We start from the raw sequence: 25172 nt of genomic DNA on the forward strand, positions 1-25172 counted from the left end.
GGCGGCTCCGCCCGGCTCCAGAGTCGGCGCTCAGCTCCAGGCGGGTCGGTCACCGCCGAAGGGGCCGGGGAGTCCGGCCCAGTCCGCCGGGCCGCCCTCGTAGCGGACCGGACTGCGGGCGTAGCGCATCCGGCCCAGCGGTCCCGTGCGTTCGATGAGGTTCGCCACCGGGTCTTCGGCGGGAGCGACGGCGTCGCCGGCCCCCTGTCCACCGCCCTGGGAGACCTGCTCCGCATCCCGGGTCTCCGGATCCTCGGCGAGTTCCAGGAGCCAACCGGCGGTACGGGCCAGCGACAGGCTCACCAGCCGCCCGCCGCCGTCGTCCAGCCGCTCGGTGAGCGCCCGCAGCACGGCGGCGGCCAGCAGGTAGCCGCTGCCGTGGTCCAGCGCCTGTGCCGGAAGCGCCCCGGGACGCCCGTCCGGTCCCGCCTCCGTCGCGGCGATCCCGCAGGCCACCTGCACCAGGCTGTCGAATCCGCGCCGGCCGGCCCAGGGGGCGGCCCTGCCGGCCGTTGCCGCACGGGCCGATCCCGGCCCCCAGGCGCTGAGTTCGGCGACCACCAGTCCCGGTCGGCGATCGAGGAGCGCCTCCGGGGACAGCCCGAACCCGTCGAGCGACCCGGGCCGGTAGCCGGTCACCACCACATCGGCCGTGGACAGCAGTTCCTCGAAGACGGCCCCGTCGGTGCTGTCGGCGAGGTCCAGGGAGGCGGAGCGCTTGCCCAGGCCGGTGTCGGCGTACAGGTCCTGGCTCTCCGCCAGCCCCGGCAGGTCGACCCGGAGCACATCGGCCCCGAGCAGCGCGAGGGTTCGGGTGGCCACCGGGCCGGCGATCACCCGGGTCAGGTCGAGCACCCTGATCCCCGCCGCGGGGCGGGCGGGGTCGGCCCCGCCCCGGTCGGTGCCGGCGGAGGGGGAGACGGAGGTGCCCGTGGCCGGTTCCAGCGCGACCAGCGGACCGGCGGCCACCGCCGCCCCCTGGGGGTGGGAGGCCCATTGCTTCGGGCCCCGTAGGGCCACGGCCAGTCCACCCGCCGCGTAGACCTTCTCCTCGACCTCCTCGGCCTTGCGCTCGGCGAGGACGGCGGAGAGTCTCTCGACCGCCGGGACGTCCCCGCCGGAGGTGTCGACGCCCAGTGCGGACAGGAGCCGGCCTCGGTGGTGCGGGTAGTTGGCGTGGGTGCGCAGCCAGCCGTCCGCGGTCTCCCAGAAACGGGAGAGCCGGGCGAAGTTCATCGGTGCGCGCCCCTCGACGCGCAGCAGCCGCTCACTCAGGAAGGCGGTGGCGACGGCCGCGTCGTCCACCCGTACCCGCGGCACCGGTGCTCCCGTCCGCCGGGCGGCGAGTTCGGCAGCGGCCAGCGAGCAGGCGGCCACGGTGGACCGGGCGAGTGCCATCACCGGTAGTCGGGAGACGAGCGACCGCCCGCCTTCCACGTGGTCGACTCGCTCAAGCAGCCCGGCGTCTCCGCCGAGGGCCGCCCAGGCCTGGGCCGTGGCGTTACCCCGTCGATTCATGGAGTCAGTCTGGCACTCAGTGTCACCGGGCCGCCAGGGGCGCGTCGGGCAGGGTCTGTCCGCTGAGAGCGGCGATGGGGACGTCATCGGCGGCGGCGGGTGAACAGGTAGGCCCCGCACAGCGCCCCGACGACGAAGGTGCCGAGGAGGGCCGTCCACAGCGGGATGGTGATCTGCGGCACGATGACCCGGATCCGGGTCTGCCGGTTGTTCTCGAAGATGAAGATCAGAGTGAGGACGGTGAGCACGGCCACGACGACCCTGGTCGGGACGGTGACCAGCTTCCGGCCGGCTCCTTCGGTCGATCTCGCCGTCTTGGGGCTCATGGTGTCCGGACCCTTTCCACAGAGTTCGGCCGGCTTCCTCCCTCGGGAGTCGGCGGTGGCCCGCCGGTACCAGGATGGCTCCGGTGCGGCCCGGCTGCTCGCCGGTCGGCCGCCGCCCAAGGGTGTCCGGCGGTGCTCCGGCGGTCCGTCCCGTGGCCCCGGGAGGCGAGGTCCCGGCGTCCGGCGGCGCTGATGGGCGAGGCGGGTGGGCGGCCTGGCGGGGCCGCCCCGGGGACGGGCTCGGTCGGGACGTACGCCGGGCGTGCGGGCGCTGCGCCGTGGCGCTCGCCCCGCGCCCGCCGGGTCGGGGCAGCGGCCTCCGCCGTCTCCGACTACTCCGCCGTACGGGTGAGGCGGGGGTCGGCGGCGGGGCCGCCGTCGTGGTGGCGGACGGCACAGGCGGCGGCGTAGCCGGGGTGTCCGGTGCCGTCCGGGGAGCCGGGGGCGGGGACGAGGACATCCGTGAGCCGCCAGTCCTCCGGCGCCCCCGGCACGGGGCCGGCACCGACGTAGGTGTGGGAAAGGTCCTCTGCCAGTCCGATGCCGGTGCCCTTGAGGAACGCCTCCTTCCGCGTCCAGCAGCGGGCGAAGGCGGCCGCCCGCGCCGAGGCCGGGAGTGCTGCCAGCTCCGCCCGCTCCGCCGGGTGCAGGGAGGGTGCGATCTCCGCCGCGGTCCCCGCCGCCGGCACTTCCTCGATGTCGGCCCCGACGGCCGCCCGGGCGAAGGCGAGCAGCACGAAGTCCCCGGAGTGGGAGAGCGAGAAGTACAGCGGGTTGCCGGGGACGGCCGGGCGACCGTGCGGGCCCCCGCAGCCGGGGCAGGCCTCGCGGGTGAAATCCACGGCGGCCGGCTCCGTCCCGAGGTAGGCGCCGAGCAGTCGCCGTATCGCGGTGTGCGCCACCTGGTAGCGGTCCCGGTCGTCCGGGCGCACGAAGGCGGCGGCCCTGCTGCGCTCGGCCGGGTTCAGCAGGCTCTGCTCGGCAGCCGCCCGGTCACCGCCGGAACCGGGGGAAGCGTGCTCGGCCACCCCGACCAGCCAGAGCGCGGCGTCGCCCGCCGCCGGGTCCAGGTCTCGCTCCAGCAGCCGCGGCGCGACCGGTCCGGTCGGCAGCGTGTGCGGGGTGACGGCTCCGGTGGCGCCCGCGTGGATCGACCCCCTCACGCCGCGCCGTCCCCGGCGCTCCGGCGGTCGTCGTGGGCCGGGCAGGGGCGGTGGGAAACCGGCCCACGGGCGGTGCGCCGACCGCCCGGTGCCGACCGGGAGCCCGGCCACCGCCGCGACTTCGCGGCCGTGTCAGGTGATTTCCGGTGGGTGGGCACCCCGCCGGGGAGCATGACACTCGGTGCCATGCTCCCCGGCGTTCCTCCCAGCGCCTCGAAGCGGCTGCGGGCGGTCAACTCTCCTGCTCCTCCGGGTCGTCGGTGAGGCGGGGGGCCAGCACGGCAGCGATCTCCGCGATCCACTCCGCCTGCATCAACTGCGGGTGCAGGCAGTCGAGATCGTGGTTGAGCAGCGCGCCGGTGACGTACGGCGCCCACGCCTCCCTGGTAAGCCAGTACTCCTCACGCGGCGCCGCCGCGGTGAAGAAGACTACGTCACCCCGGAAGACCCGGTGGTCATGGGAGCGCATCAGCCGGGCGTTGTTGACCACGATCTCCACCACCGCGTTCAGCGTGTGATCGGAGAGGTTGGCGAGCGCGCTCCCCTCCTGGTGGAGGAAGTCGATGACCTGGGCCCGGCCCATTCCGCGCCGCGGGTCGAAGCCGGCCATCCGCATGAGGGCGCCTACGGCGTCCTCCTCAGCCGGGATGGCCTGGTCACGCCACTGGTCGGAGGGGTAGGCGTCGAGCAGCGCGAGCAACTCCACCTCCTCACCGGCCTCCTGGAGCAGCACGGCCGCGGTGTGCGCGACGACTCCGCCGACCGACCAGCCGACCAGCCGGTAGGGGCCGTGCGGCTGCACCTTGCGGAGGTGAGCGAGATAGTCCTCGGCCATCTCCGTCATGCTGCCGGGGAGCCGTTCCGGTACGGCCAGGCCGCGTGCCTGGAGTCCGTAGACGGGCTGGTCCGGGCCCAGCCCGGCCAGCAGGCCGGAGTAGCACCAGCTGATCCCGCCCGCGGGATGGAAGACGAACAGCGGCGTTCGGTCGCCGGCGGCCCGAAGCGGCAGGAGTACGCCGAGCCCCTCGTCGGGGGCGGCGGCGCCCGCTCCGGCACCGTCGGGCTCGGTACCGCCGGCTCGGCCCAGCCAGTCGGCGAGCATCGCCGGTGAGGGCGCCTGGAACAGCGCCCCGATGTCCGGTCGCACGCCGAAGGCCTCCCGGATACGGGCTGCCAGCCGCACCGCGAGCAGGGAGTTCCCGCCCAGGTCGAAGAAGCCGTCGTCCACTCCGACCCGCGTCAGCCCGAGCGTCTCGGCGAACAGCCGGGTGAGGGTCTCCTCCTGGTGGGTGCGCGGCGCGCGGCCCCGGGTGCCGACGACGGGGCCGGGTGCCGGCAGCTTCCCGCGGTCCAGCTTGCCGTTGGGGCTGAGCGGGAACTCCGGCAGTGTGAGGACGGCTGCGGGCACCATGTAGTCCGGTAGCCGGACGGCCAGCCGTTCCCGGAGGGCCTCGCCGTCCGGCGCCGGTGCGCCGCCGGTGGCCGCGGGTGTCACGTAGCCGACCAGCCGCTGGTCGCCGGGTCGGTCCTCACGGACCACCACGCAGGCGGCGCCGACGGTGGCGTCCTCGGTCAACGCGGACTCGATCTCGCCGAGTTCGATCCGGAGGCCGCGGAGTTTCACCTGGTGGTCGGTCCGGCCGAGGTACTCGACCTCGCCGTGCGGGAGCCAGCGGGCGAGGTCGCCGGTGCGGTACATCCGGCTGCCGGGGGCTCCGTAGGGGTCGGCGAGGAAGCGGGAGGCGGTGAGCTCGGGCCGGCCCAGGTACTCGGAGGCCAGTTGGGCGCCGGCCAGGTACAGCTCGCCCGGCACGCCCGGCGGGCAGGGCTGGAGGGCGTCGTCCAGGACGTAGAGCCTGGTGTTCCAGACCGGTCGGCCGATCGGCACCGGCCCGCGGGCCCCGGCCTCGCAGGGGTGGTAGGTGACGTCGACGGCAGCCTCGGTCGGTCCGTAGAGGTTGTGCAGCGCCACCCCGGGCAGCACCCGGTGGAACTCCTCGACGCTCTCCCGGGGCAGCGCCTCACCGCTGCAGAACACCTGCCGCAGGCCGTCGGCGGCCAAGCCGTCCGCGGTGGTCGGCTCGGCGAGGAACACCTGGAGCATCGAGGGCACGAAGTGGACGGTCGTGATCCGCTGCTGGCGGATCGTCCGGGCGAGATAGGCCGGGTCCCGGTGGCCGCCCGGCTCGGCGACCACGAGCGTGGCACCCTCGCGCAGGGCCCAGAAGAACTCCCACACCGACACGTCGAAGCCGGAGGGCGTCTTCTGCAGCACCCGGTCCTCGGGGGCGAGCCGGTACTCGGCCTGCATCCAGCGCAACCGGTTGTCGATCGCCGAGTGGGGTACGACGACCCCCTTGGGACGCCCGGTGGAGCCGGAGGTGTAGATGACGTACGCCGGGTGGTGCGGGGTCAGCGGCCGAGCCGGCGTGGTGGCCTGGTGACCCGCCAGCCGGCGTTCCAGCTCCGGGTCGTCGAGGACGAGCACGGGCGGGCCCTGCGCCTCGCCGTCGGGCAGCGCCCCGCGGGTGGCGGTGTCGGTGAGGACGCAGACCGGGGCGGCGTCCTGGAGCATGTACGCCAGCCGGTCCGCCGGGTATTCGGGGTCGAGCGGCAGGTAGGCGCCGCCGGCCTTCAGTACCGCGAGCAGCGCCGTGATCAGCTCGACCGACCGCGGCAGGGCGATGGCCGCCAGCTTCCCCGGGCGCACCCCGAGGGCGACGAGCTCGCGGGCGAGCCGGTTGGCGCGGGCGTCGAGTTCGGCGTAGCTCAGCGTCTGGTCGCCGCAGACCAGTGCGGGCGCCTGGGGTGTCCGGCGGGCCTGCGCCTCGATCGGGCCGATGAGCGTGGTCGACGGGAGGTCGCGGGCGGTGTCGTTGAACTCCTCGACCACCAGTTGGTGTTCGAAGGCGGTGAGGACGGCGTGCCGGCCGAGCGGGGTGTGCGGGTCCGCCTCTCCGAGGCGACTGAGCAGTTCCAGGAAGCGGTTCTGGTGTCCGGCGAGTTCCGGCAGGTCGTAGAGGGCGGGGTTGCCGTCGTAGTCGATGCGCAGACCGGAGCCGTCGGCGCGGTCGTAGATGTTGACGGTGAGGTCCTCCACCGGTCCGGCGGAGAGGTTGTGCGCCTCCGCGAGGACACCCGCGAAGGACAGGTCGTAGTCGAACGGCATGATGTTGACCAGCGGGCCGACGAGGGCGCGGCCCTCACCGAGCAGACCGAGGTCCCGGCGGATGTCCTCGTAGCGGTACCTCTGGTGGCGGCGGACCTCCCGGACGGCGAGGACCACCTGACGGACGAGTTCGGCGAAGGTGCCCTCGGGGGTGACGGTCAGCCGCAGCGGCAGGACGTTCATCACCATGCCGGGGACGCGCAGGGCAGCCGACCCCAACCGGCACATCATGGGCAGCCCGAGCACCACGTCCGGACTCCCGGTGGTACGGGAGAGGTACAGCGCCTGGGCGGCCAGCAGCACCTCGGACCAGGTGGCGCGCACCTGTCCGGCCAGTTCCCGGAGGCGTTCGGTGGTCTCCGGGGCGAGTCGGGCGGTACGGCGGAGGAAGTGGCGGGAGGGCAGCGCGGTGCGCCCGGCGAGGAGCGGCACCTCGGGCTCGTCGGCGAACAGCCCGCTCCAGTGCTCGCGGTCGGCTCGGTGCTTGTCGGACGCCCGGTAGGCGGCGTCCTCGGCCACGAGTTGGCGCAACCCGCCGAAGGGGCTCGGGGCGGGCTCCGCTCCGGTGGCCAGCGCGGTGTAGAGCTGGGCGACGCGGCGGGCGAGGAGGGCGTAGCCGAACCCGTCCATCACGGCATGGTGGACGCGCTGGTACCACAGCCAGCGGTCGTCGGCGACCCGGAAGAGGGCGTGGGCGAACAGCGGGCCGCCGCCGAGATCGAAGGGGCGTGCGAGGTCCTCCCGCATCCAGGCCCGCGCCTCGGCGTCCGGTGCCTCCTCGCCCCGCAGGTCCGTGATCCGGAGCGGGAACGGCAGGGGCCGGCCGGTGGCCGGCGCGGGTGCTTCCGCGCCGGGGCGGAGCGCGTCGGCCGCCGGCCCGACGGCCAGCGGCAGCTGTCGCGGACCGTCGGCCGTCTCCACCAGCCGCACCCGCAGCGCGTCCGTCTCCCGGACGGCACGGTCCAGCGCCTCGGCGAAGACCGCCGGGTCGACCGGGCCCGGGATCTCCACGTACTCGGCGGTGTTCTGGGCGGGGCTCCGCGGGTCGAGTGCCTGCGCGAACCACATGCCCGACTGGGCGGCCGTCAGCGGCAGCCCGTCGGCGGGGAGGGGCTGTGGGGCCGCCGCGGTGCCGGCCGGGTCCGTTGCCGCCGCCGCCTCCTCCGACCGCTCGGCGCCCCGGGTGCGCACGGTCATGCCCGGGCCCCCAGCAGCGGTGCCCACTCCTCCAGGGCGGGCTTCTCCGCCAGGTCGACGAAGCCGACCTCGACTCCGTGGTCCCGCCGCCAACGCTCCAGCAACGTCATGATCCTGACGGAGTCCAGGCCGTAGTCGACGAGGTTCTCGTCGTCGGGGATGTCGGCCGGCTCCTCGCCCAGCACGTCGGCGACATCGGCACGGATCTTCTCCAGGGTGATCGCCGTGGCGTCCATGGTTGACTACTTCCCCTCTACGAGACGTTCGGTGGTGGTGACGACGGCGCACTTGGCGGCGGCCCACTCCAGGGCCATCCGGTGGTCCTGCTCCGAGAAGTCCGCGAGTGCGTCGGCGACGAGGAAGGCCTTGATGTCGCGCATCCAGGCGTCGCAGGCGGTCATCATGACGCCGATGTGGGCGTAGACCCCGACGACGACCAACTGGTCGCGGCCCTGGGAGGCCATCCGTTCGGCCAGGTCGGAGCGGACGAAGGCGCTGTACTTCCACTTGGTGATGACGGTGTCGCCCTCGACCGGCGCCACCGCCTCCGGGATCGCCGCGAGAGCCTCGTCGTCGGGGAGGCCGGGGCCCCAGAAGTCCAGTTGGAGGCCGCGCTCGGCCGGGTTCTGTCCCCCGGGCTGCGCGGAGTAGACGACCGGCACGCCCAGCCGGGCGCACTCCTTCTTCAACCGCGCGACGTTCGCCAGCAGTTCGGTGACCGGCGACCGCCCCGGGGTGAAGGCGCGCAGGAAGTACTGCTGGAGGTCGTGGACGAGGAGGACGGCGCGGTCCGGGTCGAAGCTCCAGTCGACCCGGTTGGCCGGCAGCGAGGCCGGATCGGGCATCGGGTAGGGGGCGATGGCGGGGAGAGCCACGGGGTGCCTTTCGGGGGGATCGGGGGGTTCCGCACGCGGGCTGGCGACCTGTCAGGGATCAGTCGCGCAGTCGGGCGGCGATGGCCGCCCGGAGGTCCTTCTTGCTGACCTTGCCGATGCCGGTGGCGGGGAAGGCCGTCACGAACTCGACGCGGTCGGGCACCTTGTACGCGGCCAGACCGCGCTGGCGCACGAACTTCTTCATCTCCACGGGCTTCAGCGGTCCGGTGTTCTCCCGCAGGATCACGTAGGCGCAGGTCCGCTCGCCGAGGTAGTCGTCCGGCATGGAGACCACGGCGGCGTCGTGCACCGCCGGGTGGGCGAGGATGTGGTTCTCGATCTCCTCCGCGGCCACCTTCTCACCGCCCCGGTTGATCTGGTCCTTCGCCCGGCCCTCGACGACGAGGTGCCCGGTCTCGGTCAGCCGGACCACGTCACCGGTGCGGTAGAAGCCGTCGGCGGTGAAGGCGCGCGCGTTGTGCTCGGGCGCCTTCCAGTAGCCGCGGATGGTGTACGGGCCGCGGGTCAGCAGGTGCCCGGTCTCTCCCACCGGCAGGTCGTCGTCCTGGTCGTCGACGATCCGGATCTCGTCGTCCGGGGAGATCGGGCGGCCCTGGGTGGTGACGATGGTCTCCTCGGGGTCGTCCAGCCGGGTGTAGTTGACCAGCCCCTCCGCCATGCCGAAGACCTGCTGGAGCGTGCAGTCGAGGGTCGGCCGGACCCGGCGGGCGGCCTCCGAGCTGAACTTGGCGCCGCCGACGAGCAGCACCTCCAGGCTGGAGAGGTCGGCGGTGCTCTCGGGCGCGGCTTCCAACCACACCAGGGCCAGCGGCGGCACCAGCCCCGTGATGGTGACCTTCTCACGTTCGATCAGGGGAAAGGCCGTGTCGGGGCTGGGTCTCGGGGCGAGCACCACCCGGGCGCCTGCGTAGAGCGCGCCGAGCGTCCCCGGGGAGCTGAGCGGGAAGTTGTGGGCCGCCGGCAGGGCGCACAGGTAGACGCTGTGCTCGTCGACGGCGCAGATCTCGTTGGAGCCGCGCAGCGAGTAGATGTAGTCGTCGTGGGTGCGCGGTATGAGCTTGGGTACGCCCGTGCTGCCTCCGGAGAGCTGGAGGAAGGCGAGGTCGCCCGGGGCCGGTCGCTGGTCGGCCGGCGGCGGTCCGGCGACCGGCTCGCCCGCCGCGGCCACCGACTCCAGGGCGGTGTGCTCACCCGGGTCGCCGACCACGAGGACCTCGCGCAGGGTGGGGACTTCGGCGCGCATCCGGGAGGCCAGCTCACGGTAGTCGAAGCCGCCGTGCACATCGGGGATGACGTAGGCGACCGCCTCGGTGAACCGGCAGAAATGGCCGATCTCGGTGGCACGGTGGGCCGGCAGCGCGAAGACGGGCAGGGCGCCGATCCGGAACAGCGCGAAGACGACTTCGAAGAACTCGGCGATGTTGGGAAGTTGGAGCACCACCCGGTCGCCCTTACGGACGCCGCGTGCCCGGAGCCCCGCGGCGAGGCGGTCCGCGCGCTGGTCCAGCTCCCGGTAGCTCCAGCGGCGTCCGCCGGTCTCGCTCAGCGCACCGGACGGCCCGTCGGCCGGGTCGACGACGGCGATCCGGTCGGGGTGGGCCTCGGCGCGCTCCCGCAACATCTGGCCGAAGGTCTCGCCGCGCCACCAGCCGGCGGCGCGGTAGCGCTGGGCGTACTCGGCGGGCCAGGTGGGCTGTGCGGCCGTCGGTTCCTCCACGGCGGCGTGATCGTTCACGGTCACAGGTCGGCTCCCACGGCGTGCAGGAAGGTACGGAACTTGGCCCCCGTCTCGGCGGTCTCGGCCTCCGGGGAGGAGGCGGCGACGGCGCCGGCTCCGGCGTACAGCCGCAGCCGGTTCTCCTCGGCCTCGGCGCAGCGGATGGTGACGACCCACTCGCCGTCGCCGTTCGCGTCCCCCCAGCCGACGACGCCGGTGAAGAAGCCGCGTTCGAAGGGCTCCAACTCGGCGATGACCTCCCGGGCGGTCGCGGTGGGCGTGCCGCAGACGGCCGGAGTGGGGTGCAGGGCGCAGGCCAGTTCGAGGGCGGAGGTGTTCTCCGGGTCCGTCAGTTCACCGGTGACCGTGGTGGACAGGTGCCACATGGCGGCCGTCCGCACCAGCGTGGGACGCCGGGGTACGTCGATGCTCCGGCAGTACGGCTCCAGTGACCGGCGCACGTCGTCGACGACCATGGCGTGCTCCGCCAGGTCCTTGGCGGAGTCCAGCAGGGCGGCGGCGCGGCGTACGTCCTCGGCCAGGTCGGAGCTGCGCGGTGTGGAGCCGGCGAGCGGATTCGCGACGAACCTCCCGCCGCGCCGGGAGACCAGCAGTTCGGGGCTGGCGCCGATCAGCGTGCGGTCGCAGCCCGGGCGCCCGTCGGGGCCGGCGGGGGCCCCGGTCGGCATCGCGAAGGTGTAGCCGCCCGGGTCCCGCCGGGCGAGCCTCTGGAGCATCGCGGGCAGGTCCAGGCCCCGGGCGGAGGAGAGCTCCAGGGTGCGGGCGAGGACGACCTTGCTGAAGTCGCCGCGCGCCATCCGCCGCACGGCTTCGGCGACCGAGGCGCCGTAGACCTCCGGCTCGGGTACGGGCCGGACCTCCCAGCCGGTCGTCGCGGGGGCCGCGGCCTCCAGCGCCACCAGCGGGTCCTTCGCCAGCGGAGGCGCCCAGCGCACGCCCGCGGGAACGGTGAGGGCGGACGGCGCGGTCTGGTCGAAGGGCACCGCGCCGACGACGACGGGTGCCGCGGCCCCGGCGGCGCCGGCCTCCCGCAGGGTCTCGGCGACCCGCTCCGGCAGGGGGCGCGGTCCGTGCGGTACGGGCCGCTCGACTCCGTGGGTCAGCAGGGTACGGGTCGGCGAGGCGAAGAAGCGGGCCTCGCCGCCCCGGTAGTCGTCGAGGAGCGCGGTGGCCGCTCCGACGGTCCCGCCGGCGGCCCGCAGGCCCGCGGTGTTGGGCGGCCGGGGCGTGGGGGGTTGGGTGGGAGCCGGTACGGCGGCCTCGTGAGCCGTTGTCACCTGGTGCTCCTGTTCTCCGATGGTTCCCATCGGCTCGGGTCTGGAGGGATGGAGTGGGCCCTGCTCGGCCCTTGCGGGCGGCGCCGGAGATCGGTGGCCCCGGTCGGGGTGGGGGTTCGAGGGTGTTCCGCGCCGGCTTCCTCGACGGGCTCGTGCCGCCGGTGGGGCGGGGCCGGGCTGCGGGGCGGACGGCTGCTCCGGTCCTCAGGCGCGCAGCGTCGCGCCGCCGTCCACGTACAGGTCGTGCATGGTGATGTGGCGGGCCCGGTCCGAGACGAGGAAGGCGACGGCTTCGGCGACATCGGCGGGCTCGGCGATCCGCCCGAGCGGGATGCCCACGCGGTAGGAGGCCGGGTCGCCGTCGAGGACCCGCAGCGGCGCCTCGGCGTCCTGCCACAGCTCCCGCTGCATGGCGGTGTCGGTCGATCCGGGTGAGACGACGTTGCAGCGGACGCCGGTGCGGCCCAACTCGAGTCCCAGGCACTTGGTGAACATGGTGGCCGCGGCCTTGGACGCCGCGTAGGCGGCCATGCCGGTGCGCGGCACCCCCGCCGCGTTGGAGCCGACGGTGACGATGCAGCCGCTGCGGCGCTCGGCCATCCTGCGGGCCGCGGCCCGCGAGGTGTGGAAGACGCCGGTGGTGTTCACCGCGAAGGTCTGCGCCCAGTCGTCGTCGGTGAGGTCGACCACGGGCGAAGTGCGCAGCACACCGGCGACGTTGACCAGGATGTCGAGTGGTCCGTTCTCCCTTTCCACCCGTTCCACCAGGGCCTGGACCGCCGAGGCGTCGGTCACGTCGGCGGGGTGGGCGGTGAGCGCGGCGGGGCCGAGTTCGGCTTCGAGGGCCTTGACCCCGCCCGCGCTCCGGTCCACGGCCGCCACCCGTGCCCCTCGTTCCACCAGGGTCCGGGCGACGGCTTCGCCTATCCCCTGGCCGGCACCGGTGACCAGCGCGAGACGGCCGGTGAGTTCGGGCTCTTGCACGGCGCTGCCTGCTCCCTCTACCTCGTCGAAAGCTGAAGTTAGGTTAGCCTAACCTAAACAGCGGCGAGGTCGCACCCCGCCGCCGCCGGCCGCTCAACCGGCCATCGCCTCCTCGATGTCGTCCAGCACCGACATCGCCGCCTCGGCACCGCCGAGACTGGTCCACTTGGAACCGTCGACCTCCGTGACGTGGTCGTTCTTGACCGCGGAGAGTTGACGGTACGCCGGCTTCTCCTTGAGCTTCCGGAACAGATCCGCGTCCTCCCCGGTGGAGGCCAGCGTGCCGATGAACAGCCAGTCGCCGTCGATCTGCTTGATGTCCTCGTCACCGACCGGGGTCGAGTGCCCCTCCCCCTGGTCGTTCTGGATACCGGGGCGCTTGAGGCCGAGGTCGTTCAGCACATCACTGATGAAGACGCCCTGCTGCATCACCGCGGTCCCGCGGGCGGAGTACCTGGCCACGCTGACCTCGGCCCCCGACCGGTCGCCGAGGGCCTGCTTCACCGACTCCACCCGCTCCTCGTAGCCGCGGACGAACTTCTCGACCTCGGCCTCCTTCCCGAGCGCCTCGGCGGTGAGCTTCAACGACTTCTTCCAGGAGCGGTCCTTACCGACCGTCACCACGGTCGGCGCGATGGTGCGCAGCTGCTCCAGAACCTGCTTGTCCGCGATCTGGCCGGCGAGTATGACGTCCGGTCCGGCAGAGGCGACCTTCTCGATGTCCGGCCCCGTGACCGCGCCGACCACCGGGATCCCCTCGGTGGCGTCCCCGAGGTACTCCGGCGCACCCTGCTGCCCGCGCCCGGCGCTCAGCCCCACCGGCTTGACCCCGAGCGCGAGCGAGCTGTCCAGGTCCATCTCGCTGAGCACGACCACCTTCTCGACCCCGCCGGGGATCTCGACCTTCGCACCGGTCACGTCGGTGACCGTCCGGGTCTTCGAGCTGGACTCGCCCGCCCCACCACTCTCGGGATCCTCTGCGCCGCAGGCGGTGAGCAGCAGGGCGGAAGCGGCCGCCACGGCGGCTGCGGCAACCGCCGTCCGGCGACTGACGGAACGGGACGAACGCATGGGACACTCCGATGAGCTACGGGTCAGGACGGAAAAACCGATGGCCAGGGCAGCCCGGGACGGCGGGGCCACCCCCGAAGCACCCTGGCCTGCTTAGGCTAGGCTTACCTTATGCCACCCCCGCAAGAGGGCCTCTCAGTCGGCACACCACCCGCCGCAACCAACGGAGTTGCGGAGCCGGTGCCGGCGGAGTCCGGAGTCCCCACCGCCACCCGGCCGCCGGTCCGTCCGGTGCTCTGGGCGGCGGGAGCCCTTCTGGTCGGCCTCGCCGTCCTGGTACTGCTCTCCCTGCTGACCGGCTCGGCCAGCAACCCCATGGCGCGTTCCTGGGACTTCATCACCGGAGAGCCGTCCGCCCGCGCGGACGAGCAACTCCGGCTCGCCGTCGTGGAGGTACGGCTGCCGCGCACCATCGCCGCGGTGCTGGTCGGCTGCGCACTGGGCGTCGCCGGCGCCCTCCTCCAGGCCGCCACCCGCAACCCGCTCGCGGAGACCGGGCTGTTGGGCGTCAACTCCGGCGCCGCACTGGGCGTGGTGATCGGGCTCACCTACTTCGGGGCGGACTCGTCCTACGGGATGTTGCTGTGGGCGCTTGCGGGGGGCGTGCTGGCCAGCTGCACCGTCCTGCTGCTGGCCGCCTCCGGCCGGGCGGCCGCGTCACCGCTCCGCCTGGTGCTGGCCGGTTCCGCGCTCGGCGCCACCTTCCACGGCATGACCGCCTACGTCCTGCTGGGCACTCAGAGCACCTTCGACGAGTACCGGTACTGGACCATCGGTTCCCTCGCCGGGGTCCGCACCGCCACCGCACTCGCCCTCTCCCCCCTCGTGCTGCTCGGTCTGGCCGTGGCCTTCGCCGCCGCCCGACCGCTCTCCGCACTGGCGCTCGGCGACGACACCGCGCGGGCGCTGGGCCACCACCCGGCCCGGATCCGGCTTACGGTGGCCGGGGCGGTGACCCCGCTCGCCGGCGCCGCCGTCGCCCTGGCGGGCCCGATCGCCTTCCTCGGACTGCTGGCGCCCTACGCCGCCCGGCTCCTCACCGGCCCCCGGATGGCCGCCCAACTACTGCTCTCCGCGCTGGTCGCCGCCGATGTGATGATCGCCGCCGACATCCTGGCGCGCGTGGCCATCCGCCCCTGGGAGACGCCGGTGAGCGTGCTGTTGGCGCTGCTCGGCGGACCGCTGCTGATCTGGATCGCCCGCTCCGGGCGGATGACCGGCCTGGGGGGAACCGCCGCATGACCGAGCGTTCCCCAGCCGTGGTGCCGGCACCGCTGACCCCGCCGGACACCGTACTGCTCCGCGGCGGCACCCTCTCCTGGCTGTTCCCGCGCCGCACCGCCGCCGTCGCCCTCGGGCTCAGCGCCCTGATCGCCGTGCTGGTGATCCTCGCCACCCTGGCCAGTTCCACGGACATGAGCCTGGCCCGGTCGGTCAGCGGCCTGCTGGGGACGGGCGACCGGGCGACGAACATGATCGTGCGGGACTTCCGGCTCCCCAGGATCGTCGTCGGCCTCCTGGTGGGAGGCGCACTCGGCGTCTCGGGCTGCCTGACCCAGACCCTGGCCGGCAACCGGCTCGCCACACCCGACATCATCGGCGTCAACGAAGGGGCCACCGCCACCGTGGTCGCCTCGCTCATGGGCAGCAGCTCGGCCATGATCGGCGACTGGTGGCTCGGGCCGGTCGGCGGCGTCGGGGCGGCCGTGCTCGTCGTCCTGGCCGCCGGCGGGATGGGCACCCGCGGCTACCGGGTGCTGGTGGTCGGCATCGGCGTCTCCACCGTCATCGGTGCCGTCACCGACCTGGTGATGTCCCGGCAGAACCAGAGCAGCGCGGGCGGCGTCTTCCTGTGGAGCGTGGGCAGCCTCAACGGCCGCGACTACGGGGTCGCGCTGCCGCTGCTGGGCGTGCTGGCGGTGCTGGTGCCCCTGGCGCTCGTGGCCGGACACCGGCTGGCTCTGGTCCGCTTCGACGACGACACCGCCTCGGCGCTCGGCCTCAACGTGGTCGCCGCGCGGGGTGCGGCGCTCGCACTCGCGGTGCTGCTCGCCGGTGTGGCGGTGGGGGTCGGCGGCCCGATCTCCTTCGTGGCGCTCGCCGCACCGATCCTCGCCTCCCGGCTCTGCGGGCCGGGTCGGGTACCGGTGGTCGGTTCCGCCCTGGTCGGCGCGGCGCTCATCGCCGCGGCGGACGCGCTGGGCCGGGTGATCGCCCCGGTGGAACTCCCGGTGGGGGTGGTGACGAGTGTGCTTGGCGGACCGTTCCTGCTGTGGGTGCTGTTCGGCCGGGAAGAGAACGCGTGAAGGGCCTGAGACAAGTGGAACTCGTCGTCCGGAAGCTCACCGCCGGCTATGCCGGCCACACGGCCGTCGACGGAGTGGACCTGAGCGTCGCACCCGGGCGGGTGGTCGCGATCGTCGGCCCGAACGGCTGCGGCAAGTCGACGCTGCTGCGCGCGGTCGCACGGCTGCACCGACCGAGCTCGGGCAGCGTACGGGTCGGTGCGGACGACATCTGGCAGCTGAGTCAGCGTCAGGCCGCGCATCGCATCGCGCTGCTGGCGCAGTCGCCGCAGTCTCCCGAGGCCGTCACCGTCGCCGGGCTGGTCCGCTACGGCCGCCACCCGCACCAGGGCCTGTTCCGCCAGTGGTCGCGGGAGGACGAGCGGGCGGTGCGTGAGGCGCTGGAGTCCACCGGTGTGGCGGACCTCGCCGCCCGCCGCCTCGACCAGCTCTCCGGCGGCCAGCGGCAGCGCTGCTGGCTGGCGATGGTGCTGGCGCAGCAGACTCCGATCGTCCTGCTCGACGAACCGACCAGCGCCCTGGACCTCGGGCACGCGGTCGAGGTGCTGGGCCTGGTGCGGGAGGTCGCCGCCGCCGGCCGCACCGTTGTGATGGTGCTCCACGACCTGGCGAGCGCCGCCCGCTACGCGGATGTCCTGGTCGCCATGAAGAACGGCGGGGTCGTGGCCTCCGGCCCGCCCCGGGAGACCGTCGACGCCGCGTTGGTCAAGGAGCTCTACGGGATCGACGCGGACATCCTCCGGGCTCCGGACGACGGCTCCCCGGTGGTGGTACCGGTGGCCGGTCCGCCCGTTCCCGCCGCGGGGCGCTGATCCGGTTCCGCGCCGTGCTCCGGCCCTCGGGTGGGGCCGGAGCACGGCCGCCGGGCCCCGGGGCACCGCCCCACGGGATGGCACGGATTCGATCAATCCGGCTGAGGTGCTGGACTCAGTCGAAAGCGATGCCGAAGACTGGGCTCCGACCCCGGGGGAGGCCCCGGCTCGCCAGCAGGGACGGAGCGTTGTGTGAAGATCCTGATCTCCGCGGACATGGAGGGCGCCACCGGCGTCACCTGGCCCGCAGACGTGCTACCGGGGCATGCCCAGTGGGAACGCTGCCGGCCGATGTTCACCTCTGATGTCAACGCCGCGATCAGCGGGTTCTTCGACGGCGGGGCGGACGAGGTACTCGTCAACGAAGCGCACTGGACCATGCGGAACCTGCTGCTTGAGCGGCTCGACGACCGCGCCCAGATGCTGACCGGGCGTCACAAGTCGCTCAGCATGGTCGAGGGTGTGCAGCGCGGGGACGTGGACGGTGTCGCCTTCCTCGGCTACCACGCCGCGGCCGGCGCCGAGGGCGTGCTCGCCCACACCTACCTCGCCAACACCATCACCGGGGTGTGGCTGAACGGCACCCGGGCCAGCGAGGGCCTGCTCAACGCCCACGTCGTCGCTGAGTACGGGGTGCCGGTGGTGCTGGTCACCGGGGACGACAAGGCGTGCGAGGACGCCGCCGGCTACGCGCCGGAGGCCCGTACCGTCGCCGTGAAGGACCACGTCTCCCGCTATGCGGCCGTCTGCCGCACCCCGGCCCGCACCGCGGCCGACATCCGGGCGGCGGCCGAGGCCGCGGCGGCGCTCGCGATCCGGCACGAGCCGGTGCGCGCGGGCGGACCGTTCACCGTCGAGCTGGAGTTCGACGCCGAACACCTCGTCGGAGCGGCGGCCGTGGTGCCCGGGGTGGAGCCCGCCGGGGAGCGTCGGGTGCGGTACACCAGCGAGACGATGTACGAGGGCATCCGCTGCTTCAAGGCGGTCACCACACTCGTCTCGTCGGCAGTGGAGGAGCAGTATGGCTGAGGCAACGGCGCAGGGGACGGTCACCGACGGATCGCCGGTCGACGAGACGGCGCTCGACGAGGTGGTGCGGTTCACCTCCGAACTCATCGCGATCGACACCACCAACCGCGGCGGCGGCGACTGCCGGGAGCGGCCGGCCGCCGAGTACGCGGCGGAGCGGCTGGCTGAGGCGGGCCTGGAGCCGGTGGTGCTGGAGCGGACGAAGGGGCGCTCCAACGTGGTGGCGCGGATCGCGGGCAGCGATCCGGATGCCGGCGCGGGCGCCCTGCTGGTCCACGGTCACCTGGACGTGGTGCCCGCCGAGGCCGCGGAGTGGAGCGTGCACCCGTTCTCCGGCGAGGTGCGCGACGGCGTCGTCTGGGGCCGGGGCGCCATCGACATGAAGAACATGGACGCGATGATCCTCGCGGTGGCCCGTGCCTGGGCCCGCGCCGGGGTGCGCCCCCGCCGGGACATCGTGATCGCCTTCACCGCCGACGAGGAGGACAGCGCCAAGGACGGCTCCGGTTTCCTCGCCGGTCAGCACCCCGAGCTGTTCGAGGGCTGCACCGAGGGCATCAGCGAGTCCGGAGCGTTCACCTTCCACGCCGAAGGCGGCCGGCGGCTCTACCCGATCGCGGCCGGTGAGCGCGGTACCGCCTGGCTCAAGCTGACCGCGCAGGGCAGGGCCGGCCACGGCTCGAAGGTCAACCGGACCAACGCGGTGAGCCGGCTGGCCGCCGCCGTGTCCCGGATCGGCGAGCACGACTGGCCGGTGCGGCTCACTCCGACCGTGCGGGCGGCGCTCACCGAACTCGCCGCGCTGTACGGCGTCGAGGCCGACCTGGACGCTTCCGACTTCGACGTGGACGCGCTGCTGGACCACCTGGGCCGGGCCGCGGCGCTCGTGGCGCCGACCGTCCGCAACAGCTCCAACCCGACGATGCTCTCCGCCGGGTACAAGGTCAACGTGGTGCCCGGGAGCGCCACGGCCTTCGTCGACGGGCGGATGCTCCCCGGTGGCGAGCAGGAGTTCCACGACACCCTGGACCGGCTCACCGGCCCCGACGTGGACTGGGAGTTCTACCACCGGGAGGTACCGCTCCAGGCACCGGTGGACTCCGCCACCTTCGCCGCGATGCGGGAGGCCGTCGAACTCTTCGACCCGGCCGGGACGACGGTCCCGTACTGCATGTCGGGCGGGACGGACGCCAAGCAGTTCTCGCAACTCGGCATCGTCGGCTACGGCTTCTCCCCGCTGAAGCTGCCGGAGGGCTTCGACTACCAGGCGCTGTTCCACGGCGTGGACGAGCGGGTGCCCGTGGAGGCGCTGCACTTCGGCGCCCGGGTGCTCGACCACTTCATGCGGAACACCGGCCCGGAGGCATGACCGGGAGCATGGGCCCGGACAGCGGCACGGCGACTCGTAGGAGGCATGAGCAGATGGTGTCCACGGCCCCGTACGGCGCGTGGCGGTCACCGATCGGGGCCGCACTGGCGGCGTCCCGTGACGGGCGGCCGGAGTACGTGGGAGCTGTCGGTCAGGAGGTCTGGTGGACCGAGCCGAGACCGGAGGAGGGCGGACGCCGGGCGCTGGTGCGGCTGGGCGCCGACGGCAGCCGGGACTCGGTGCTCCCCGTCCCCTGGAACGTCCGCAGCCGGGTGATCGAGTACGGCGGCCAGCCCTGGGCCGGGGCCGCCCGGTCGGAGGGCGGGCCGCTGCTGGTCTTCACCCACTTCGCCGACCAGCGACTGTACGTCCATGAGCCGGATGCCCCGGGCGGCCCGAGCCCCCGGCCGCTGACCCCGGTCTCCGAGGTCGGCGACGGGCTGCGCTGGGTGGACCCGTGGATCCACCTCGGACGCGGCGAGGTCTGGTGCGTCATGGAGGAGTTCACCGGGGAGGGCCCGAGCGATGTGCGGCGTGCGGTGGTGGCCGTGCCGCTGGACGGCTCGGCGGCCGAGGACCGAACGGCGATCCGGGAACTCAGCGACGACCGGCACCGGTTCGTCACCGGCCCACGGCTCGCCCCGGACGGCCGCCGGGCGGCATGGATCGCCTGGGACCACCCGCGGATGCCCTGGGAGGGCAGCGAGTTGAAGGTCGCCGAGGTCGCCGCCGACGGCACCTTCGGGGAGGCCCGGACGGTACTCGGCGGCCCGGGCGAGTCCATCGCGCAGACGGAGTGGGGCCCGGACGGCTCGCTGCTGGCCGCCTCCGACCGCAGCGGCTGGTGGAACCTGCTGCGGCTCCGGATCGGCGCCGAGGGGGCCCCGGCCGAGTCGGTGCGGATCAGTGAGCTCTGCCCGCGTCAGGAGGAGTTCGCCGATGCCTTGTGGAAGATCGGCCACCGCTGGTTCGCCCCGCTGAGCAGCGGGCTGATCGCCGTCCTGCACGGTCGCGGCGCCACCGCGCTGGGCATTCTCGACCCGGAGACCGGGGACCTGCACGACGTACCCGGCCGCTGGACGGAGTGGGCCCCGGCGCTCGCGACCCTGGACACCCGGGTGGTCGGCATCGCCGCGAGCCCGCACAGCGGCTACGAGGTGGTGGAGTTGGACACCGCCACCGGCCACCCGCGGGTGATCGGTGCCGGACACCGCGACCTCGTGGACCCGGCCTACTACCCCGAGCCGCGAGCACGCACCTTCACCGGCCCCGGCGGGCGGGAGGTGCACACGCACATCTACCCACCGCGGAACCCGGAGCACCGGGCCCCCGAGGGGGAGCTGCCGCCCTACGTCGTCTGGGCGCACGGCGGCCCGACCAACCACGCGCCGATGGTGCTCGACCTGGAGATCGCCTACTTCACCTCCCGGGGCATCGGGGTGGCCGAGGTCAACTACGGCGGCTCCACCGGCTTCGGGCGCGAGTACCGCGAGCGGCTGCGGGAGCAGTGGGGGGTGGTGGACGTCGAGGACTGCGCGGCGGTCGCCGAGGCCCTCGCCCGGGAGGGCACCGCGGACCCGGCGCGGCTGGCCATCCGCGGCGGCAGCGCCGGCGGCTGGACCACGGCCGTCTCACTCTGCACGACGGACCTGTACGCCTGCGGCACCATCATCTACCCGATCCTGGACCTCACCGACTGGGCAGAGGGCGGGACCCACGACTTCGAGTCTCGCTACCTCGAGAGCCTGGTCGGCCCGTCCGCCGAGCACGCCGACCGGTACCGGGACCGTTCCCCCGTCCACCGAGCCGACCGGCTCGGCGTCCCCTTCCTGCTACTCCAGGGGCTCGACGACGTGATCTGCCCGCCCGTGCAGTGCGAACGCTTCCTGGCGGAGCTGGCCGGTCGCGACGTGCCCCACGCCTACCTCACCTTCGAGGGTGAGGGACACGGCTTCCGGAAGGCGGAGACGATGATCCGCGCGCTGGAGGCGGAGCTCTCGCTGTACGCCCAGGTCTTCGGCGTCACCGTGCCCGACGTACCGCTCCTCCGGCTCACCGAGTAGCCCGAGGCCTCTGGCGAAGCCACCGGGCCGCCAGCCCCGGCGGAGACGTGCGCCCCCGGACCGAATCGGTCCGGGGGCGCGTGCCGTTCCGGAGCGCCCCTCCGCGCTTCGACCCGTGGCTTCCGAACCGCTGCTTCTTCCCAGCGCCGCTACTTCTGGACCTCGTCGGCGAGCTTGGCGAGCACCTGGTCGTGGATCCGGGCGAGGCCCTTGGGCGCGAAGGTCCTCTCGAAGAAGCCACCGACACCCCCGGCACCCTGCCAGACGCTGGTGACCACGACCTTGGCGGATCCCTCCCCCGCCGGGGTGACCGTCCAGGTGGTGACCATGCTGGAGTTCCGGTCGCGCTCCACGAGTTCGCCGGCGGTCGGCTCGGTCACCTCCAGCAGGCAGTCCCGCACCCGCTTGCTGGTGGCCTGGAGCTTCCAGTGGACGAGAGTGCCCTCCCCGTCGCCGCCCTCACGCACCTCGTACTCGCTGTACTGCTCGGGCAGCAGCCGGGGGCGGACGCCGGCGTAGTCGGCGAGCGCGTCGAACACGTCCTCGGGGTTCGCCTTGACGATCCGCTCCGTGGTGCTTTCGACCTGCGCCATCGGTGATTCCTCCCATGCTTCGGCCGCCCCAACCCCACTGTCGGGCGCGCGAGTCCAGCCAACCACCGGCCATCACCACGCCCAAATCGACACGGCTCACCGGACGGGGCTAAGCGGACGGAGCGGCACCCCGATGGCCAAATTCGAAACTGTGTTCTAACGTGAGGGTGGCAGGAAGGAGTCACCATGCGCTGGGACGGCCTGAGCGAACGCGCGGACACCACGCACCCCGGGCTCTTCGGCACGGACGCGATCAGCCGCACCTTCGACACCCCGGAGTTCCGCGGGATCACCTTCCACGAGGTCCGGGCCCGCTCCATCGTCAACCGGGTCCCGGGCGCCTCCCGGATGCCGTTCGAGTGGACGGTCAACCCCTACCGGGGCTGTTCGCACGCGTGCGTCTACTGCTTCGCCCGGAAGACCCACAGCTATCTCGACCTCGACACCGGCCTGGGCTTCGACTCGCAGATCGTCGTCAAGGTGAACGCCCCCGAACTGCTCCGCCGGCGACTCGCCTCACCGGGGTGGCGGGGCGAGCACATCGCGATGGGCACCAACGTCGACTGCTACCAGCGGGCCGAAGGCCGCTACCGGCTGATGCCGGGCATCCTGGAGGCGCTGCGCGACTACGCCAACCCCTTCTCCATCCTCACCAAGGGCACCCTGATCCTGCGGGACCTGGAGTTGCTGCGGCAGGCCGCCTCGGTGACCGACGTCGGCGTCTGCGTCTCCGTGGGCTCCGTCGACCGCACTCTGTGGCGCACCGTCGAACCGGGCACCCCCTCCCCCGAGCGCCGTCTGGACGTCTGCCGGACCCTGGGCGAGAACGGTCTGCCGTGCGCGGTGCTGATGGCCCCGGTCATCCCGTTCCTCGGGGACTCCCCGGAGCAACTGCGCGAGACCGTGCGCGCGGTCGCCGCCGCAGGAGCGACCACGGTCACCCCGCTCGCGCTCCATCTGCGGCCCGGCGCCCGCGAGTGGTTCATGAGCTGGCTCGCCGAACACCACCCGCGGCTGGTCCGCCGCTACGAGACCATGTACGCGCAGGGCTCCTACGCCCCCAGGTGGTACCAGCGGCAGATCACCCGGCAGGTGCACGAACTGGCCGCCGAGTACGGCATCGGCCCCGCCCGCCCGGGAGCGGCGCGGCGCGTCCCGGAGCGGAAGGGCGGCGCCCCCGAGCCCTCCGGTCCCGTCCAGCTGACCCTGCTGTGACGCACCGGAGGTGACGTGTCCGAAACGGGCCATATTGCATCCGATGCAACATACGACATCGACGATGAAGGGCCTGCTGCCAGCTCGAACCACACTCTACGCAGCGGCCCTTGGGTAGACGAGCGGGCTCGATCAGGCTAGAAATCAGACTCAACGATGTTGCGTCATAAGCAACATGAGTGATGCGACGGAGCTTCCGGGTAGCGCCCGCCTGGTCCTGGCTCAGGGGGTTGTCCACCTCGATCCCGAGCCCGCCGTGTTCGACGCGATGCTGGAGGGCTGGGCACGGCAACAACGCTCGCGGTTCCTCAACTTCGACGCCACGATCAAGCCGCGCCTTTCACTGCTGAAGCGCTTCGCCGAGTTCTCCAACCAGTACCCCTGGCAATGGCAGGCAGTCGAGGTCGAAGCCTTCCTGGATCACCTGCGCGCCCGACGGCCGACGTTCGCGGTGTCGACGGCACGCAACTACCAGAACGCCCTGCGGATGTTCTGCGACTACGTCACCGACGAGCGCTACGACTGGCCGAAGGTCTGTTACGACCGCTTCGGTCAGCAGCCCACCCAGATCCTGCATGAGTGGAACACGATCACTCACACCAGCGAGTACGAGGGCGGCCCGGGGCGACGGCCGCTGACGTACGACGAAGTCCAGCAACTCTTCGATGCTGCCGACGACAGGATCGACAAGATCCGCAAGCGCGGACGTAAGGGATCCCTCGCCGCCCTGCGCGACGCGATGGTCCTGAAGACCGTCTACGCGTACGGGCTTCGCCGGCAGGAAACCTGCGGCCTCGACCTTGCCGACATGCGTCGAAACGCCGAAGTGCCGTCCTACGGCCGCTTCGGCGGAATATTCGTGCGCTACGGCAAGGCGTCCAAAGGAGGCCCGCCCAAGCGGCGTCTGGTGCTGACCGTGCCCGAGATGGACTGGTGCGTCGATGTCCTAGAGCAGTACTGGCAGGAAGTACGACCAGCGTTCTCACCGGGCCGCCACCCCGCCCTGTGGGGCACCGAACGGCGGGGACGCATGTCCCTCAGACGTCTCAACGACGCCTTCAACAACGCCCGACAGGACGCCGACCTCCCGAAAGAACTCGACCTTCACTCGCTGCGGCACAGCTACGTGACGCACCTGATCGAGTTCGGCTATCCCGAGAGATTCGTCCAGGATCAGGTAGGTCACGTCTACGCCAGCACCACGGCCATCTACACCGGCGTGTCGGACGACTACGGCAACCGGCTCCTGGAGCGCTCGCTCAGGGATCGCCACAGCGACCTGTGGGAGGAACCCGCATGATCCGCAAGATGGGCATCACCTGGCACCTGCGCCTCCGCATGGCCGAGAAGGGCATGTTCCAGACCACGGCCCTGCAGCCCCTGCTCGCCGAGCGCGGTATTCACCTCTCGCGTGAGCAGGTCTTCCGCCTGGTCACTGGGACGCCTCAGCGACTCTCCACCGACACCCTCGCAGCTCTCTGCGACATCCTGGAATGCCAGCCCAACGACTTGATCGAGGTCAAGGCGGTCAACGCTGAGGTCCGCAAAGCAGCAGGTGAGACCAGCACCTCGCAGCCGCGTCCGCGCAGAACGACCGTCCGGCGGCCCGATCAGACGTGAAACCGCCGACCAAAACGGCCGCCGCCCTGAGCCGCATCCGACAGCACCCCTGACAGCAGCCCCCGAACTGGCCGACGACTCGCTCCACCAGATACTTGAAGACGCAGTGGTGCGCGGCAGTGCCGCTCTCCTCCTCGACGAGCATCTCCGTCAGCACCCCACGGCCCTCGCGGCGCCCGGAGGCCGGATGCCCGGTGTCCTGGTGCCGCTTGCCGACACATTGATCAGCCACGGCGTCCAGGGCGTCGTTGCCCCCACCTGCAGCTTGTGCGGCCGGGCCTCACGTCCCCTTGATCACAAACTTGAAGAGGGCAACGTCTGCAGCGGCTGCTATGCCCGAGCGAAGGCACCGCGCGCCGAGTGCTCGCAGTGCGGCCGCACGCGGCCGTGTCCGAGGTCGTCTACGGACGCTCCGATCTGCGGACCGTGTCTTCCGAGACAACCGCACCCCTGCGCTCTTTGCAAGCGGGTCCTCCCGGTCCAGGCGCAGTGGCCACTGGGCCCCGTCTGCAACACCTGTTACACCCGGGTACGCCGCACGCCGAGTGCTTGCTCCAGTTGCGCCGCCGTACGGCCCCTCATCGGCCGTAGTCCTGATGGAGTGACGATCTGCGGGTCGTGCGCTGGCACTGATCTCACCTACAGCTGCCGGGGATGCGGCACCAGCGGCCTGTTCTCCCGGCGGGGCTACTGCACCCGTTGCGTCCTAGACCAGCGGTTGAACGAACTCCTCAGCACGTCCCCGAAGGGGATCGCCCCGCAGGTCCGAGCTGTTCACACAGTCCTCCACGGGGCCGACCGCCCCATCCGGATCCTTCACTGGCTC

20 protein-coding genes are annotated in these 25172 nt (G+C 72.7%); 9 read left to right on the forward strand and 11 right to left on the reverse strand.

What is annotated here, in order from left to right:
* Positions 1–30 precede the first annotated feature (30 nt).
* The 10 genes from BGP73_RS05885 to BGP73_RS05930 form a co-directional block, all read right to left on the reverse strand.
* Positions 31–1518 carry a CoA transferase gene (locus tag BGP73_RS05885; protein WP_069812390.1) on the reverse strand — a complete coding sequence of 496 codons (1488 nt, stop codon included), beginning with the start codon at positions 1516–1518 and terminating at the stop codon, positions 31–33.
* An 83-nt stretch (positions 1519–1601) separates the two neighbouring features.
* Positions 1602–1844: a DUF1049 domain-containing protein gene (locus BGP73_RS05890; RefSeq protein ID WP_069812391.1), complete on the reverse strand. Its 243-nt coding sequence runs from the start codon at positions 1842–1844 to the stop codon at positions 1602–1604.
* Positions 1845–2176: 332 nt separating this feature from the next.
* Positions 2177–3007, reverse strand: a complete 831-nt coding sequence (locus tag BGP73_RS05895; protein ID WP_306303449.1) for a 4'-phosphopantetheinyl transferase family protein — start codon at positions 3005–3007, stop codon at positions 2177–2179.
* Between the two features lie 232 nt (positions 3008–3239).
* Positions 3240–7373, reverse strand: coding sequence for a non-ribosomal peptide synthetase (locus BGP73_RS05900; RefSeq protein WP_079127238.1), 4134 nt, complete (start codon positions 7371–7373; stop codon positions 3240–3242).
* Positions 7370–7609 (reverse strand): phosphopantetheine-binding protein, encoded by a 240-nt coding sequence (locus tag BGP73_RS05905; protein ID WP_069812392.1) that lies wholly within the window; start codon positions 7607–7609, stop codon positions 7370–7372. Before BGP73_RS05905 ends, BGP73_RS05900 begins: the two co-directional genes overlap by 4 nt.
* 6 nt (positions 7610–7615) lie before the next feature.
* Complete coding sequence (locus BGP73_RS05910; RefSeq protein WP_069812393.1) at positions 7616–8248, reverse strand: isochorismatase family protein; 633 nt, start codon at positions 8246–8248, stop codon at positions 7616–7618.
* Positions 8249–8306: 58 nt separating this feature from the next.
* Positions 8307–10010: a (2,3-dihydroxybenzoyl)adenylate synthase gene (locus tag BGP73_RS05915; RefSeq protein WP_244501100.1), complete on the reverse strand. Its 1704-nt coding sequence runs from the start codon at positions 10008–10010 to the stop codon at positions 8307–8309.
* Positions 10007–11284 (reverse strand): isochorismate synthase DhbC, encoded by a 1278-nt coding sequence (dhbC, locus tag BGP73_RS05920; RefSeq protein ID WP_374701122.1) that lies wholly within the window; start codon positions 11282–11284, stop codon positions 10007–10009. Before dhbC ends, BGP73_RS05915 begins: the two co-directional genes overlap by 4 nt.
* 204 nt (positions 11285–11488) lie before the next feature.
* A complete protein-coding gene (locus tag BGP73_RS05925; protein WP_069812394.1) occupies positions 11489–12268 on the reverse strand; it encodes a 2,3-dihydro-2,3-dihydroxybenzoate dehydrogenase in 780 nt (259 codons plus the stop codon).
* 93 nt (positions 12269–12361) lie between these two features.
* Entirely contained in the window at positions 12362–13339 is a 978-nt protein-coding gene (locus BGP73_RS05930) for an ABC transporter substrate-binding protein (RefSeq protein WP_069812395.1), read from the reverse strand.
* A gap of 180 nt (positions 13340–13519) precedes the next feature.
* Between BGP73_RS05930 and BGP73_RS05935 the strand changes: the two genes are divergently transcribed.
* From BGP73_RS05935 to BGP73_RS05960, 6 genes are all read left to right on the forward strand, one after another.
* On the forward strand, positions 13520–14581 hold the full coding sequence (locus BGP73_RS05935; RefSeq protein ID WP_374701123.1) for a FecCD family ABC transporter permease: 1062 nt from the start codon (positions 13520–13522) through the stop codon (positions 14579–14581).
* A complete protein-coding gene (locus BGP73_RS05940; protein WP_069812396.1) occupies positions 14578–15645 on the forward strand; it encodes a FecCD family ABC transporter permease in 1068 nt (355 codons plus the stop codon). The genes BGP73_RS05935 and BGP73_RS05940 overlap by 4 nt, the downstream gene beginning before the upstream one ends.
* A gap of 14 nt (positions 15646–15659) precedes the next feature.
* Positions 15660–16457: an ABC transporter ATP-binding protein gene (locus BGP73_RS05945; RefSeq protein ID WP_069812397.1), complete on the forward strand. Its 798-nt coding sequence runs from the start codon at positions 15660–15662 to the stop codon at positions 16455–16457.
* A 192-nt stretch (positions 16458–16649) separates the two neighbouring features.
* A complete protein-coding gene (locus BGP73_RS05950; protein WP_069812398.1) occupies positions 16650–17486 on the forward strand; it encodes a M55 family metallopeptidase in 837 nt (278 codons plus the stop codon).
* Positions 17479–18855, forward strand: coding sequence for a M20/M25/M40 family metallo-hydrolase (locus BGP73_RS05955; RefSeq protein WP_069812399.1), 1377 nt, complete (start codon positions 17479–17481; stop codon positions 18853–18855). The genes BGP73_RS05950 and BGP73_RS05955 overlap by 8 nt, the downstream gene beginning before the upstream one ends.
* A gap of 53 nt (positions 18856–18908) precedes the next feature.
* Positions 18909–20918 (forward strand): S9 family peptidase, encoded by a 2010-nt coding sequence (locus tag BGP73_RS05960; protein ID WP_069812400.1) that lies wholly within the window; start codon positions 18909–18911, stop codon positions 20916–20918.
* Between the two features lie 149 nt (positions 20919–21067).
* Here the strand turns inward: BGP73_RS05960 and BGP73_RS05965 are convergent, their stop codons facing one another.
* Positions 21068–21511, reverse strand: a complete 444-nt coding sequence (locus tag BGP73_RS05965; RefSeq protein ID WP_069812401.1) for an SRPBCC family protein — start codon at positions 21509–21511, stop codon at positions 21068–21070.
* A 186-nt stretch (positions 21512–21697) separates the two neighbouring features.
* On the opposite strand from BGP73_RS05965, the gene BGP73_RS05970 reads away from it, so the two are divergent.
* The 3 genes from BGP73_RS05970 (at position 21698) to BGP73_RS05980 (ending at position 24346) form a co-directional block, all read left to right on the forward strand.
* Complete coding sequence (locus BGP73_RS05970) at positions 21698–22726, forward strand: Rv2578c family radical SAM protein (protein WP_069812402.1); 1029 nt, start codon at positions 21698–21700, stop codon at positions 22724–22726.
* Between the two features lie 175 nt (positions 22727–22901).
* The gene (locus BGP73_RS05975) at positions 22902–24026 is read left to right on the forward strand and encodes a tyrosine-type recombinase/integrase (protein ID WP_069812403.1); all 1125 of its coding nucleotides are present in this window, start codon (positions 22902–22904) and stop codon (positions 24024–24026) included.
* A complete protein-coding gene (locus BGP73_RS05980; protein ID WP_069812404.1) occupies positions 24023–24346 on the forward strand; it encodes a helix-turn-helix domain-containing protein in 324 nt (107 codons plus the stop codon). The genes BGP73_RS05975 and BGP73_RS05980 overlap by 4 nt, the downstream gene beginning before the upstream one ends.
* Positions 24347–25172 lie beyond the last annotated feature (826 nt).

This window comes from Streptomyces sp. TP-A0874 (assembly GCF_001748085.1).
In the GTDB taxonomy this organism is placed as follows: domain Bacteria; phylum Actinomycetota; class Actinomycetes; order Streptomycetales; family Streptomycetaceae; genus Streptomyces.